At 55.9% G+C, this 15,211-nt stretch carries 8 protein-coding genes; 2 read left to right on the top strand and 6 right to left on the bottom strand.

What is annotated here, in order from left to right:
• Positions 1–566 precede the first annotated feature (566 nt).
• Together ROI90_RS14135 and ROI90_RS14130 are read right to left on the bottom strand one after the other, a co-directional pair.
• Complete coding sequence (locus ROI90_RS14135; RefSeq protein ID WP_315999004.1) at positions 567–1,682, bottom strand: Smr/MutS family protein; 1,116 nt, start codon at positions 1,680–1,682, stop codon at positions 567–569.
• A gap of 318 nt (positions 1,683–2,000) precedes the next feature.
• The gene (locus tag ROI90_RS14130; RefSeq protein WP_315999003.1) at positions 2,001–2,936 is read right to left on the bottom strand and encodes a DUF2279 domain-containing protein; all 936 of its coding nucleotides are present in this window, start codon (positions 2,934–2,936) and stop codon (positions 2,001–2,003) included.
• 252 nt (positions 2,937–3,188) lie between these two features.
• Here ROI90_RS14130 and ROI90_RS14125 point away from each other — a divergent pair, with 252 nt between their 5' ends.
• Positions 3,189–6,077, top strand: a complete 2,889-nt coding sequence (locus ROI90_RS14125; protein WP_315999002.1) for a DUF4961 domain-containing protein — start codon at positions 3,189–3,191, stop codon at positions 6,075–6,077.
• Positions 6,078–6,174: 97 nt separating this feature from the next.
• On the opposite strand, the gene ROI90_RS14120 is transcribed toward ROI90_RS14125, so the two are convergent.
• A complete protein-coding gene (locus ROI90_RS14120; protein ID WP_315999001.1) occupies positions 6,175–7,023 on the bottom strand; it encodes an N-acetylglucosamine kinase in 849 nt (282 codons plus the stop codon).
• 354 nt (positions 7,024–7,377) lie between these two features.
• On the opposite strand from ROI90_RS14120, the gene ROI90_RS14115 reads away from it, so the two are divergent.
• Positions 7,378–8,466: a T9SS type A sorting domain-containing protein gene (locus ROI90_RS14115; protein ID WP_315999000.1), complete on the top strand. Its 1,089-nt coding sequence runs from the start codon at positions 7,378–7,380 to the stop codon at positions 8,464–8,466.
• Between the two features lie 215 nt (positions 8,467–8,681).
• On the opposite strand, the gene ROI90_RS14110 is transcribed toward ROI90_RS14115, so the two are convergent.
• The 3 genes from ROI90_RS14110 to ROI90_RS14100 form a co-directional block, all read right to left on the bottom strand.
• Complete coding sequence (locus ROI90_RS14110; RefSeq protein ID WP_315998999.1) at positions 8,682–9,488, bottom strand: SusE domain-containing protein; 807 nt, start codon at positions 9,486–9,488, stop codon at positions 8,682–8,684.
• A 99-nt stretch (positions 9,489–9,587) separates the two neighbouring features.
• Positions 9,588–11,204 (bottom strand): RagB/SusD family nutrient uptake outer membrane protein, encoded by a 1,617-nt coding sequence (locus tag ROI90_RS14105; RefSeq protein ID WP_315998998.1) that lies wholly within the window; start codon positions 11,202–11,204, stop codon positions 9,588–9,590.
• A gap of 19 nt (positions 11,205–11,223) precedes the next feature.
• Positions 11,224–14,271, bottom strand: coding sequence for a SusC/RagA family TonB-linked outer membrane protein (locus tag ROI90_RS14100; RefSeq protein WP_315998997.1), 3,048 nt, complete (start codon positions 14,269–14,271; stop codon positions 11,224–11,226).
• Between the last annotated feature and the right edge of the window lie 940 nt (positions 14,272–15,211).

The raw sequence follows: 15,211 nt of genomic DNA, 5'->3' as shown, positions 1-15,211 counted from the left end.
ATTTTTCAGACTGTCGTTAGAGAGAAAGGTTAGCTTACCTTCTCTGGAAATGATAAAAGTGGTAAAAGGAAAAACCGGACGCACCCACCGTTGCCTATATATGCTTGGGTAATCAAAAAAGTAGATACCCACGCATTGGGAAGTAATGGCTATAGGCTTGATACCGACCACTGAAACCATCGGGCGTTTTAAGGCCTTCGTTCGGATTTGCGAATACTGACTGGCAAACTGCCTGAATAATTCTGGCCGACACAGGCATCTGTCTCTTATGAAAACGTATTCCGGTTGCGAAGCCACGCGAAAATGTCGGCTAAATAATGGGATATGCTGTCTAAATCTAGCCCTAGTGTTGGTGGCCTTCGCGAGTTGTAAGTCCTTGTCACAGCCTACTATCAGCAGAGAAATGAGAAGCATGAAGATAGTCCAACGCATAGGTTGATATAGTTTCGGATACCACACACTGCTATTTATAAAAACAGTCATTCCGAGCAAAGCGAGGAATCTGAATCCATCTTACGATAGTATCTCAGATTCCCCGCTTTGCTCGGAATGACTGTTTGCTTCTTCTATTTCAAGCGCACCAGCGTGGCTCCGTAGCCAAACTTCTCCTTGCGGGAGTCCTCGAAGAACTTGATGTCCCGGTTGCGGCTGAGCAGCTTGTGCAGCTCCTTGCGCAGGGTGCCGTTGCCGGAGCCGTGAATGAACACGATTTCGTGCATGTTGGTGGCCAGAGCGCGGCTCAGGGTATCCTCGAAGGCTTCGAGCTGGAGCTTGAGGATGGCGGTGTTGCTCAGGCCCTCGGCCCCTTCTGGCAGCAGGGCTTCCAGGTGCAGGTCCACCTCGTGGGGCGGGGCTACCAGGGCCTTGGCGGGCTCGGGGGACGGGGCTACGGCGGCGGGCTTAGCCGGGGCGTTGCCGCTGAGCTGAGCTTTGAGTGTTTCGGCCAGTTTCTCGGGCGCAATGGCTACCGGAGCGGCGGGCTTCTCGTCCAGCTGGAACAGGTAGGCCTCGCGCTGGAGCACCGGCACGTTGGGCTGGCGGCTGGTGTAGAAGCTGGCGGCCTTGAATTGCAGCCGCTTGGTGAGCAGCGCGTAGGCCTCCGCACCGTTGAACTGGTAAGGTAGCAGCTGCACCACCGCCGCCGGCCACTGGTCGAAATCCTTAAGGTGCCAGTGGCCCAGCGCTGGGCTGGCGGCCTTGGCTTCCAGCTTTTCAGCCTTCAGGCCCCGGTACTTGCCCTGGCGCTCCTCCCCGAAGGTGTAAAGCACGTCCCGGTCGGTGTGGTTGACCAAGTGCAGGGCCAGCAGCTCCGGCGACTGGTGCGTTAGGGCCAGATACAAGCCTTTCTGCACGGGCGGGGCTACGGTTTTGTCGGCTTTCACCGGAGCCGGTCCTTCCGATTTGCTTGGCTGGGGGGCGCTGGTGGGGTTGCCCGAGGCCTTGGCGGCCCGGGCGGCGTGGGCGGCACCGGTTGCGGCTGCCTTCTTCTCAGAGGCAATGGCAGCGGCACTTTGCCCGAACGCCTTGGTTTCCTCGGCCGCTACTACCACCACTTCGCGGCGCAGCACCGGAATGGTGAAATCGTTATCAATGGCTACTTCCACCAACTCCTCGCTGAGCAGGCGGGTTACAATGCCTTCTTCGCGCCCGGTGAGCAGGCGTACACGGTCTCCAACGTTCATAAATCACAGATTAGCGCTGATTAGGCTGATTTCACAGATACCGCTGGGTGAAACAACGGCTTAGCCCCGAAACAGGCGAAGTTCGGAGTATAACACGAAAAACCTGTAAAAAGATGCGCCAGGTATGGCTGCCCGATCTAATCGGCTGGCCCGCTGGAAGGAGTTGCTGCAAGTCTTTTCGTAAAAAGTCAGGTTCCCGGCACCACGCAGGCTTCCGGCCGCTGCTGCTCAGAAAACGGCGCTTTTCAAATGCTGGCTGCCCTACTAGGTGATGCAGAATGAGTCTGTGCTATCCGCCTTACCTGCACCATCTGTGATTTAGTAATACAGCCCGTGGGCCACGAAACCGCGCCGGGCGTTCCACTCCAGCGCGGGTGCAGGCAAATGAAAAATGCTGGCCACGTAAAACACCCGTTTCAGCACTTTACTACGGGTCGGAATACGGCGCAGGTCTACATCCAGGCTGAGGTAAAACTGGCGGTAGGGGCGCAGGCCCAAGGCGGCGTTGGCGTCCGGGTCGTTGTAGACCATCTGTTGGGCCCCGTAGCCCAGGGCCGGCTGCAGCCAGCGGGGCCAGCGCGAGGTGCTTGGCAACCAAGCTCCCACGTCGGCGCAGAGCCAGTAAGTCTGGCCGTTATAGTCCTTCAGGTGCTTTTCGGCCAGGCTGCGGCCCAGTACGTTGGGGCGCAGGGCGGAGTAGCGGGTAGTATGAAACGAGTATTTGGGCATGATGCGCACTTCGTTCCAGGCCAGCTGCTGCCCAATCAAACCGGCCGAGCCCAGGAAGTTAGCGGCCAAATCGGTGGCGGAGGCTCCATACTCTGGGTCGCGGCCATCGAGTAGCTCAATGGGGCTTTGCAGCAGAAACCCTACGAAGCCCCCGTACCAGGTGGCCCGCCGGTCGGGCACGCCGGCCCAGCGCAGCATATCCACCGCGCCCCGGCTTTCGTGAAAGGCCCCCCAGAAATGGCCGGCTTTGTCCATCTGCTTCCACTCGGGCAGGTCATTAAACCAGTGAAACCGGCTCCGCTCCCCCGTATACCAGCCCTTGCTAAGCAGATACATAGTGGCTGAATACGAGACTACCAGACCGCCGGCCAGCACCGGCAGCCGCTGACTGAGGCGGGAGGGCGGTGCTGGCTGAGTGGAATCAGTAGGCAATGTAGTCTGAGCCGAGTGCAACAACACCTCGGCCCGAGCTACCGTGGGAGCTTGCGCCTGCGCCGCACTGGCAGTCAGCAACAGCGCTGCCACGATAAAGCGGGTTGGCTGAGCAAGTCGCCATGCAGAAAAAAGAAAGCCGGACGACCGTTGCACGCTAAAGGGCGAAGTGAAATTAAAACGGACTTAAATCTACGAGAAAAGCCGCTATTGACTTGGGAGTACGTGAGTACTTACCGTATCTTTAATGCCCTCTTGCGCCCGTATTGGTTATTCTCTTTCTGATATGGTCAATGGGGCACCAAATATGAGCATCCATTTTTTAAATTCCCAACTCCTTTTTTCATGAAAGCACTTCGACTTATTCTGAGTCTGGTGGCAATACTGGCCGCAGGACCGGTTTTGCGGGCGCAGGTGGTCACTACGCAGCCCGCGCCGTTTCTGGCCAGTCAGGCGGTAACCATCACCTATAATGCCACCCAGGGCAACGCAGCACTAGCCAACTTCACCGGCGACGTGTACATCTGGACGGGTGTGGTGATTGACAGCCCCACCGGCACCCAGTGGACCAATGTCAAAAGCCCCAGCTTCAACCAGGCCGACCCCGCCGCCAAAATGACCCGGGTAAGCGCCAACGTGTACACCATTACGTTTACGCCCAACACGTTTTATCCCATTCCAGCGGGTACGACTATCTACCGCTTGGGCATGATCTTCAAGAATGCCGACGGTACCCTGGTGGGTCGTGGCCCCAGCGGCGACATTTACGTGGATGTGGCCCAGAACCAGTTTGACCTGCGCTTTACGGCTCCCACGGGCCCGGGTGCCACGTCGGTGCCGCTGAACACGCCCACTACCGTTACCGGCACCTCGGCCGTGCCCGCTACGCTCACGCTGTCGTTGAACGGCACCCAGATTGCGCAGCAGGCCAATACCACCAGTATTAGTGCCAGCGTGACGCTCACCCAGGCCGGGGCCAACACGGTGCGCCTGACGGCTACCAACGGTACCGCAACGGCTTCTTCCGACCTCGTGCTGCAAACCCGCTCGGCCGTAACGCTGGCCGCTTTGCCCGCCGGCGCCAAGCGCGACGGAGTGACCTACATCAACAACGGCACCTCCGCCATCCTCAGCCTCACGGCCCCCAACAAGCAGTTCATTCACGCCATTGGGGAGTTCAACAACTGGACCGCCAACGATGCTTCGTACATGAAGCGCACGCCCAACGCCGCCGGTACCGCCGATAACTCGGTGGATGGCCGCTGGTGGATTCAGATTGATGGCCTCACGCCCGGGCAGGAGTACGCCTACCAGTTTCAGGTAGACGGCGGCCTGCGCGTGCCCGACCCCCTCACCGAGAAGGTACTTGACCCCAATAACGACCAGTACATTACCGCCGCTACCTATCCCAACCTGAAGGCCTACCCCTCCGGGCGGACTACCGGCATCGTATCAGTGCTGCAAAGCAATGCCCCCGGCTATACGTTCCAGACCACCAACTTCCAGCGTCCCAAGAAAGAGGATATGGTGGTGTACGAGCTGCTCCCGCGCGACTTCATTGCCCGCCACGACTACAAGACGCTGGTGGACACGCTGGCCTACCTGCAGCGCCTGGGCGTGAACGTCATCGAGCTGATGCCGGTGAATGAGTTTGAGGGCAATGAGAGCTGGGGCTACAACACGTCCTTCTACTTCGCGCCCGACAAATATTACGGGCCTAAAAACGACCTGAAGCGTTTCATTGACGAGTGCCACCGCCGCGGCATGGCCGTGGTGTTGGACATGGTGCTCAACCAGTCGTTCGGCCAGAGCCCCATGGTGCAGATGTACTTCGAGGATGGCAACCCTTCCACTTCCAACCCTTGGTTTAACCGCACTGCCACCCACCCCTTCAACGTGGGCTACGACTTCAACCACGAAAGCGCCTTCACCCGCTACTTCAGCAAGCGCGTGATGGAGTTCTGGCTGAAAGAATACAACATCGACGGCTACCGTTTCGACCTGAGCAAAGGCTTCACCCAGAAGGTGACCACCGATGCCGGTGCCTGGAGTCAGTACGACCAGTCGCGCGTGAACATCTGGAAAGACTACCGGGACTTCCTGGTGAGCGTAGACCCTACATCCTACTCCATCCTGGAGCACTTAGGCAACAACGACGAGGAAAAAGTGCTGTCGGATATGGGCCTGATGCTGTGGGGCAAGATGACGGATGCCTACAACGAAGGCACCATGGGCTACAACGAGAACGGCAAATCGAACTTCAGCTACGGCTACTACGGCACCGGGCAGGGTGGCCGCGGCTGGAGCGCCCCGAACCTAATTACCTACATGGAAAGCCACGACGAGGAGCGGCTCATGTACAAGAACCTGGCTTTCGGCAACGTGGCTGGCAATTACTCGGTGAAAAGCCTGCCCACGGCCTTGGCCCGGCAGGAGCTGGCCGCCGCCTTCTTCTTCCCGGTACCCGGCCCCAAAATGATCTGGCAATTCGGGGAAGTCGGCTACGATAAGTCGATTTTCTCCTGCCCCGATGGGACCATTCCCCAGCCGTACCCCAAGGATGACTGCAAGCTGAGCAACAAGGCTCCCGAGTGGACCTACTACCAGAACGCCAGCCGCCGCCGCCTCTACGACGTGTACCGCAGCCTCATTACGCTCAAAACTCAGGAGCCCGCATTTGAGAATCCGGCCAGCTTCACCCAGAACCTGAACGGGGCGGTGAAAACCATGCAGCTCACCGACCCCCGCCTGAACGTGACCATTGTGGGCAACTTCGATGTGCAGACGGCTACGGTGGTGCCTAACTTCCAGGCCGCCGGCACGTGGTACAACTACCTCACCGGCGAGGCCCTGACGGTTACCAATACCGCTGCTCCGCTCACGCTGGCTCCCGGGCAGTACGCCGTGTACACCTCGCGCCGGATTGCCATTCCGGCCGGTACGGTACTGAGCAGCAAAACCCGCCGCGAGGCTTTGGCCCTGCAACTGACGGCCGCACCCAACCCGGCCGCTACTGCCGCCCAACTGCGCTACACCCTGCCCCAGGCGGGTACCGTGCAGGTTACGGTAACCAATTTGCTGGGTGCCACCGTGCAAACCCTACCCGCTACCCGCCAGGCCGCCGGCAACCGGGAAGTAGAACTACCACTTAACAACCTAAGCAATGGTGTGTACCTGGTGCGCCTGACCGCCGGTGAGCAGCAACAAACCATTCGTCTGGTAGTACAGCACTAAGCCTGAGCTGCAACTAATGGCAAACAAAACGGACGCCCCATGTGGGGCGGCCGCTTTTGTTTGAGCTGAAACGAAGCTGCTACGGCTAAACCGCTGCTTACTTCAGCTTGGCCTCGTGGTAGGAAACCAGGTCGTCGATGGGGGAGCGGATGATTTTGCCCACCTCCATGTTGTGGCTGCGCGCTACCTGCGTCAGGGCGTCGCGGAAGTTGTAGCCCACCGAGCCCACGCAGTTGAACGTGTAGTCCTGGTAGTTGGGGTAGTGCTGCACGATGTTGGCGAAGAAGGTTTCGAACCCTTGCAGCACAATCTCGCGGCAGTAGCTGATGTTGTTATGGTCGTAGGTGAACTTGGCAAAGCTGGCCAGGAAGCGGTTGGGCAGCGGCTGGTTATAGAGCCGGTCCAGAATTTCGTCGCGGGTGAACTTGAACTCCTCCTGGAAAATCTCCTGCAACCCATCGGGCAGCAGACCGCGCAGGTAGTCGCGCAGCAGCCGCTTGCCAATAAAGGAACCGGAGCCCTCGTCGCCTAGGAAATAGCCCAGCGAGTCCACGTTGTAGGTAATCTTCTCCCCATCATACAGGCAGGAGTTGGTACCCGTGCCCAAAATGGCGGCAAACCCAGGCTTATCACCCAGCAGGGCGTGCGCGGCGGCCAGCAGGTCTTCGGCCACGAACACATTGGCATTGGGGAAAATCTCGCGCATGGCGGCGGCCACGCGCTCCGCCTTTTCGGCGTTGTGTACGCCCGCGCCATAGTAGTACACTTTGCTTACTTCCTGGCGGGGCAGCGTGTCAGGCAGGTTTTTGTCGAGCGAGGCGGCAATAGCGGCAGTGCCCATAAAGTCGGGGTTGTAGCCTTCGGTGTTGAAGTACACCCGGTTACCGGTGTTGTCAAGCTGGCACCAGTTGCTCTTGGTCGAGCCGCCATCAGCAATTAGAATCATGTTGGATCAGGAAAAAGGAAGTGAAGTATCCGGTTACTACTTGAAAAGGCAGTATGAAGCGCAAGTTCTGCAGTTATCAGCAACGAAGCACGAAAAAGATTCTGGTAGAGAAAAATGCTTCCTTAATCTCATCTGCCTTCTGCTATTCGGGCTGGTTATGGATACAGCCCGGGACCTGGAATAAGTGTGCTTAGCGCCAAATAATATGACATTTTGCTCCATACACCCTGTTTTTATTATTGAGATATAACTTTTATGTGTCTTAATAAGTAGTATTTTTATAGCGCAGTCGGGGGGGTAAGTGCTTACCTACCTTCGGACAGCGCCATATACATTCACCCTTCTCTTTTTATCATGAAAAAACAGTTTACTCTAGCTGCTCTCGGCTTACTGACTGCTACGTCGTTTTCGGCTAGCGCGCAGATTACACTCGACGGCAAAGTAACCGCCACCGAAATTGGTACTGGCGCCAATAAATATCAATTGGCTAGCACCTATACCGGCACGCACTCTGTGGCTGGCAAGGGCTTGCAGACTCTGTACGTTGGCTCGAGCAGCACCAAGCTCTACGTAATGATTGTCGGATCGGCCGAAACGGCTACTGACTACCCTGGCTACGTGCTGTATCTTAACGTACCCGGTAAAACTGGTGTAGCCGCAGGTACTCAACTCAAAGGTGGCTCGGCTGGTGACAGCCCACTGAAGCATACGCCTACCATGGATATGGAGACGGATTACGGCGTGCGCGCTACCCTCTCGCCCTCCAACATGACCGACGTATATTACAGCTTCGTTGATTACACCGCTGGCAACACGGCTCCTGTATCCGACAGCTACCAGGGTGCCGGCAAAAAGGATGGTACTGCCTTGACTTTCTCTGCTACCACGGGTCCTTTCACTGGCGCGCGTACCGCCCTGATGAAATCAACTGACCTCACGGCTGCTACGGCCGCTGGTACAGGTTTGGAAATGGAGTTTGATCTGGCTGCTATGGGCCTGACTGCTACCAGCCAAATCAACCTGATGGTAGGCTATGTAAAAGACGGTGGTGCTTTCACTTCCGATGTGCTTCCTCAGGTGGTTGGCCAGACTGCTGACCTTGGCTCTTCGCCCGACTTCTCTACCCTGACCGGCCGGCAAAATGTCACGTACAACCTGACTACCGGTATTCTGGCTAACCGCAACGCTGTTGCCTCGGCTTTGAAGTTCAGTGTTTACCCCAACCCTAGCTCCGAAGCAGCTACTATCGACTATGTAGTGAGCGGCCAGCAGGATGTTGCCTTGGATGTGTTCAACTCTCTGGGCCAGCGGGTACGCTCGGTAGCTTCCGGCAAACAGAATGGTGCTCAGAGCTTCCCACTGGACAACCTTACTGCTGGAGCTTACTTAGTGAAACTGCGTGTAGGTGACCAAAGCACCAGCCAAAAAGTTGTTATTCAATAACAACGAGGCTTAAGCCAAAAGAGAAAGGGACGCTCTCCGCAGAGCGTCCCTTTTTTTGGCTACAAGTGTACAAGTTAAAGGAAATGAAGCTGCCTTTAACACTCCACCAATGCCTAATGCACAATAGTATTTTGCAATCAAATGTGGTGAGATGATAGCAACAAAAAAGGGCTGCTAACACGTTAGCAGCCCTTTTTATACTCTGTAGAGAAGTACTAGGGGGTGATAGTCACCTTGCCGCCGGTGGTAGCACCAGCAGCATCAGTGGTTACTTCCAGCTTCACCGTGTAGGTGCCAGGTGTAGTGATTGTCAAATCCGAACCGCCAGGGGTTAAGGTTACTCCTTTGGTGTAGTCGCCGGTGGTGCCGCCGAGGTTAGTGCCCCAGTCTTGATTACGACGGAATTTAAAGGGACCAGCATTGAGGGTCATGCGAGCCACGTACCCACGTACCCGGCAATCATAGGGCATGTTACGGTCGGTAGCGGTGGCACCAGGCCAGCCGTCACCGGCTGGGCCTACCAAACCCCAACGGTCGGTAGGAGCCACAAAGTCAGGATAAGGAGAAGCTACCAACGACTGTGCAGCCGAGTACACTGGGGTGACAGCATCGCCAACCGTTGCCTTTACGCGCACTTCCAAAGGAAATGCTGCTGGCGTTGCGGGCAGGCTGCAGTCAATAGCATTATACAAATCATTCAACTCTTTGTTGGTGAATGATTTGCTCAGGCTGCTGCCAACATTGAAATCCTGCGTTGAAGCAAAGTCAGTGCCCCGCTTGGCAAATTGCAAGGTGTATACCACCGCTGCATTATAGCCAAAGTCTACTTTGCTCCAGTTGTAAGTTACTGCCTGACTGCTGGAGTTAGAAGTGGTAATATTAGCCGTGGTGGTTGAGGCAGTTAAGGCAGTAGCTGCATTAGAGTTAATGACTACTTTATCCTCGTCTTTCTCACAAGATGCCAGAGCTACAGTTGCCAGCGCAAACGCACCAGCAAAAGTCCGAGTAATCCAAGTTTTCATGAAAAGTCGATAATGAGTGGGAAAATTCAGCAAGTATTTCTGGTCCTCAACTATTCCTGCTAGGAATGAATTCCGAGGACCAGAAATAAACTGTGCAGCTTAGTAGCCAGGGTTCTGACGACCAGCCAAGTTGGGGTTTGCTACGATGTCCGTGTTCGGAATGGGGAATAGCACACGCGTGGCTTCCACGTCGCGGCCAGCCCGCACACCGCCTTTGAAAGGCCAGTTGTTGCCAGTAGTGTAGCGGCCAAAGCGAATCAGGTCGGTACGACGATGACCCTCCCAGAACAACTCCCGGGCCCGCTCGTCCAGAATATCATTCAGGGCCAGCGTGGTTACTGCCGGAGCTTTAGCACGGGTGCGGAGGTCGTTTACGTATGTAGTAGCTTGGGCAACGCTGCCGCCGGAGCCACCCCGCAGTACGGCTTCGGCGTACATCAGCTGCACGTCGGCCAAGCGGAACATGGGGTAGTCGGTATCGGCGAAGTTGCCTTCACCGCCCTGCTCTTGGGAGTCGGAGCCACCTTTACCCGTTGAGGTAACATTGCGCCACTTGGTAACCAGCGGCCCGCTGCTGAACTGGTCCAGGGAGTCAACATTCGGGTTCTGACCCCGGGTGAAGAGCATGGCCCGGCGGGAATCATCCGCGTTGGAGCGGCTGAAAATCTGCGTCAGGTTTTGCTTGGCGCGCAAACCGGCCCAGCCGTTGTTGATGCCCGCGCTGGTTGGCGACACGCCCCGGCCTACGGGAGCGTGCACTAGGAAGGTCATGCCACCAAACGTTTTGGTACGCAGGCCATCGAATGTGACGGGGAAGATGATTTCGTTCTTGGCGCTAGATGTACTGTTGTCGGCCAGGAACAGGTTGGCATATACCGGGCTGAGGGTGTAGCCGGCAGCCAGTACTTTTTTAGCGTAGGTAATGGCTTCCGTGTTCTTAGCGGTGCCAGTGTACACCTGCGCGTTCAGGTACAGCTTGGTAAGCAGCGTCCAGCACATGGCTTGGTCGGCGCGGCCGTACACGGCACGGGGAGCTAGTAACTCCGTACCTGAATCCAGGGCCAGCAACTCCGATTCTACGAAGGTAAATAGCTCAGCTCGGGTGCGGTAAATAGGGTTAGTGCCAATAGCGGCTTCCTCGGTAGCAAACGGTCCGCCGCCGAACAGGTCAATGGCGTGCCAGTAGCACAGGGCGCGCAGCAAACGAGCCTCGGCCCGGTATGTGCGTACCGTGTTAGCAGCATCACCGGTGATACCCCGCTCGGAAAGCTTGGCATCCGTCGTCTGGCGAATGAACTCGTTGCAGAGGCCAATTTCGTAGTAGATACGGTCGTAAGTAGCCCGTACAAACTCGTTGTCGGCATTCCACTGCAGTGTGTTGACAGAAGGCAGGTTACCATCATTCCAGCCTAGTACGGCCTCATCGGTGGTAATTTCCTGCAGCTGCCAGTACTGACGAATGTAGTTGGAGAAGCCTTCATCAATACCGGTAATGTCGGGGGAGCCAGCGGGACCCGACTGGCCGCTCACAGCGAAGGTGGCATACAGACGAGCTAGTACCTGCTCAATTTGAGCGGGGTCACGGTATACTACTTCGGAGTTGGCCGAATAGTCCGGAATCTGGTCCAGGTCGTTGATGCAGGAAGTAGTCAGAGAAGACAGCCCGGCAGTCAAGGCCAGCATTCCCAACATGCGGGTGAATGTATTGCGGTTCATAAAGCGAATGATGGGAAAATTAGATACCGAGATTCAGGCCAACGGTGAACGTACGAGGGCGGGGGTAAATCGTATTGTCGATGCCACCAATCACCTCTGGGTCAAGACCTTTGTACTTGGTCACGAGGAACACGTTCTGAACTGCAAACGAGAGGCTTAAGTTCGTGCCTTTGCGCACCATTTCGCCGAAATTGTAGCCGAGCGTGACGTTTTCCATACGCAGGAACGAGCCGTTCTCCACAAAATAATCGGAGAAGTACTGGGCGCTGGAGAAGCCGGAGTTCAGCACCTCCCGGTTCCGGTTTGGTACGAAGCCGCTGGTGCTCAAATCATAGAAGCTGCTTGCCCGGTTGTTGTTATACACGTAGTTGCCCAGGTTGGAGCGTAGCGTGAAGGCCAGGTTAGCACCGCCATAGGAAATGTTGGCGCCGCCACCCAGCACATAATCCGGACGAGCTGACTTGTAACGGTACCGGTCGGAGCTGGTGATGGTGTTGCTACCGTCCCGGTCTACGTACACGCCTTCCAGGGGCTTGCCATTCTGGCCGTACACCTGCTGGTTCACATAGAACGTTTGGGTAGAGTACCCCACGGTGTTCACCTGGATGGTGTTACCTACACCACCACCGATACCACCCGTCAGCTGCCCAACGTCATTCGGCGAATCGGAGCCAGTGAGCTTGGTGAGGCGGTTCTGGTTGTAGGTGGCGTTGGCGTTAACCGTAATATTCAGCCGGTCGCCCTTCACTACATCCACGTTGGCAATCAATTCCACCCCTTTGTTGGTGAGGGAGCCGGTGTTGAAGGTTCCCCCGTTCGAGAGGCCGGCCAGGGCCGCCACCGTGCGGAAGTTCAATAGGTCCTTGGTATCACGCTTGTAGAAGTCCACGGAACCGAAGAAACGGCCACCGAAGAAACCGTAGTCCAGACCGGCGTTGTACGTCGTGGTGGTTTCCCAGGTGATGTCGCGGTTGTACTGATCAGGACGCAGGGTACGCAGGAAGCGGGGAGTGCCATCGGCGTTGTAGCCGAGCTGGTACTGTGCCGTGAGGTTACTGAGCGAGAGGTTGGCCAGGAAGGGGTAGAAATTAGTTCCCAGGTCCTGCTGACCGGTCTGGCCGTAGCCCAGGCGGATTTTCAGATCCGAAATAGCGGAAGCATCCTTCAGGAAATCTTCCCCCTTGATCCGCCAAGCAAAGGCGCCCGAAGGGAAATAACCGAAGTGGTCAGGGTTGAAGCGGGAAGTACCGTCGGCCCGGAACGTACCGGTGAATAGGTACTTATCGGCAATGTTGTAGTTGAGGCGGCCAAAGAAGCCCAACAGCACGTTCGAGTTCAGGTAAGTATCCTCGCCGGAGTAGCTCAACGACACGGGAGCAAAGATGCTGCGGTCGGCGCGGAAGTCATCAAATACGTAGCTGCGGTTCTCGAACTTCTGGTAAGAATAACCAGCCAGCAATTCTGCCCGGCCCGGCCCGAGGGTACGCTCATACTTGGCGTAGGCTTCGAGCAGGGTGTTGTTCAGATCCTGGGAGTAGTTGTTGTTTACCCCTTGGCGGTTGAAATCGGAACCAGCCGTGGCGGGTACAAACGTGGTACCCCGGCCGCGCTGAATGTCGTAGCCCAGGTTGAGGTTGGCGCTCAGGCCCGAGAGGAAGGGCAGCTTGTAGTCCAGCTGAATGTTACCGATGCTGCGCTTCACGGTGCTCCGGTCGCGGCGCTGATTGATCAGACCTACCGGGTTGCGGGGCGAGAGGGTATTCAGCGAAACAACCCCGTTGTCGTCCTTATTGTTGAACTCGGTGTAGCCACCATAGGCAGCCAACTGCGCTGGCGTCAGGCCGAAGGGGTTGCCTTCCGTGCCATTCACCTGAACGGGCTGCGTGGGGTCGAAGGTAACGGCGTTACCCACGGCGCCCTGGTTGGAGAAGTTGTTGTCGATCCAGGAGCCCTTCACGTTCAGGGTCACGCGCAGGTTGCCATCCAGCAGCACCGGCGTCAGGCTCAGGGCCCCGCTGAAGCGCTTCAGGTCGTTAGCCTTCAGCAAACCTTCCTGCGACAGATACCCGCCCGAAACACGGTAAGGAACCTTGCCAGCATTGCCGCTGATGCTCACGTTGTTGTCGGAGGTGTACGCCGAGCGGTAGATTTCACGCTGCCAGTCGGTGCTGGCCGTGCCCAGCGTGGCTTTTTGGCCAGCCGTGCCCCGGGCATTTACTAGTTCCCGGAATTCATCAGCGGAGAGAACATCCGAGTATTTGGCAACCGTAGCAATGGACTGCTGCGTGGACACATTCACGTGGAAAGCATCACCTTGCACTCCTTTTTTGGTGGTTACCAGAATTACGCCGTTCGAGGCCCGTACCCCGTAGATGGCCGTGGAAGAGGCATCTTTCAGGACGGTAATGCTCTCAATGTCGTTGGGGTTAATCAGCGACAATGGGTTAGTGGCGCCAGCCAGCCCGTTGTTATCCACGGGTACACCGTCGATGATAATCAGGGGCGAGTTGGAGGCCGATAGGGAAGAGCCCCCGCGAATCAGGATTTGGGAGTTGGCACCCGGAGCACCACCACCCGTTGTAATCTGCACGCCGGCTACTTTACCCTGCACCAGTTGCTCGGGGTTGGTAACCTGGCCTTTCACGAACTGCTTCTCGGAAATCTGTTCTACAGCGCCAGTCAGGTCCTGCTTGCGCTGGGTACCGTAGCCAATAACTACCGCCTCGTTCAGCAGCGTCGTGTTTTCGGACAGCGTGAAGTTGTTAACCGCCGTGTTTTGCCCAGTGGTTACTGTAATGCTCTGCCGCTGCGTGGTATAACCCACAAACGACAGCACCAGAGTACGGGGCCCGGCAGGAACATTCTGAATGGAGAAGGTACCGTCAGAGTTGGTGGAGCCACCCAGGGTGGTGCCTTCAATAATAACGGTAACACCCGGCATGCCTTCGCCTTTCTCATCGAGAATACGGCCGCTTACCGTTCCAGTTCCCTGAGCGTACGCGCTGCTCACGCTCACACCAGCGCAGAGGAGGGGCAGCGCCAGTTTCGCTAGATAGGGGTGTTTCATGGAAAAAAAGTTAGGGGTTGAAATGGATTTTTCCGGACAAACCGGAGTGGGAATTTAGTGGTCCTAGGCACCGATAGTAACGAGTAGAACGGTGAGTGACTCATTCTACACCAGCCATTGCATTCGGGTTCAACGTCACCAAATTATTAAGAAACAGCGCAAGTTACGGGGTTCGGCTAGACAAAAACAATGGTTGAAGTAAGGGAAGATGGTTTCGTTATAATTGCATTTTACAGCGCCGAAGGGTATCGAAGAGGTAAAATGCAGCTTTGCACCGGCAGTTATAGTGCTGCAGGCAGGAGAAAGGGAATGATAAAATAAGCTCGGAACTCCCTTTTCACCGGCTTATTTGACTTGAAATCACCTGCCTCTTAGTTGTTAAGGTATAGTTGAATTTAGGTGCTGTATTGATTCAAATGGTCGTAGGTTGTTATGAAGCAGAGGAATCATTCAGCGACGTGTTGGTAAGGATCAAACAGCGACGAATGATAGTGTATTGATCTAAAAATATCGCTGAATATCGAAAATAGCCTGATTGCGTCAGGTTTCTACTCTGTGAGCTGAATGCGGTCATCGATAATAGAAAGCAAATAGAGTAACAGTGGTGGATAATATAGTATTAGATTGGTTGATGGAAATTTGACATCTTATTACAAGGATTTTTGTATAAATTTTAGTCAGCGGAAAGGGCGGTTGGTGCTTCTTCTTGTTCCCCTTGCTGGGCACTACCTGTAAGATTAAAAGGAGGCTTGCCGTAAGGGCTTACTCACTGTAATCCGTATGTTGGGCCAGGTACCAGATAACTGTATTTTCCCGGAAAAGTACAGGTTGGCTTTAGGTGCTACAGCTTCACCTGTCAAGTGGTTATGGGCGCGCCAACTTGCTCATATCCGAGGCTTGGATATTTGTTGGTAGCTTGCTTACTCCTTGTTCTCCTCCC

The sequence above is a fragment of the Hymenobacter endophyticus genome (genome assembly GCF_032464715.1).
GTDB classification, from domain to species: domain Bacteria; phylum Bacteroidota; class Bacteroidia; order Cytophagales; family Hymenobacteraceae; genus Hymenobacter; species Hymenobacter endophyticus.
Note: the sequence above shows the minus strand (reverse complement) of the source record. Positions and strands in the feature narration are given on the sequence as shown.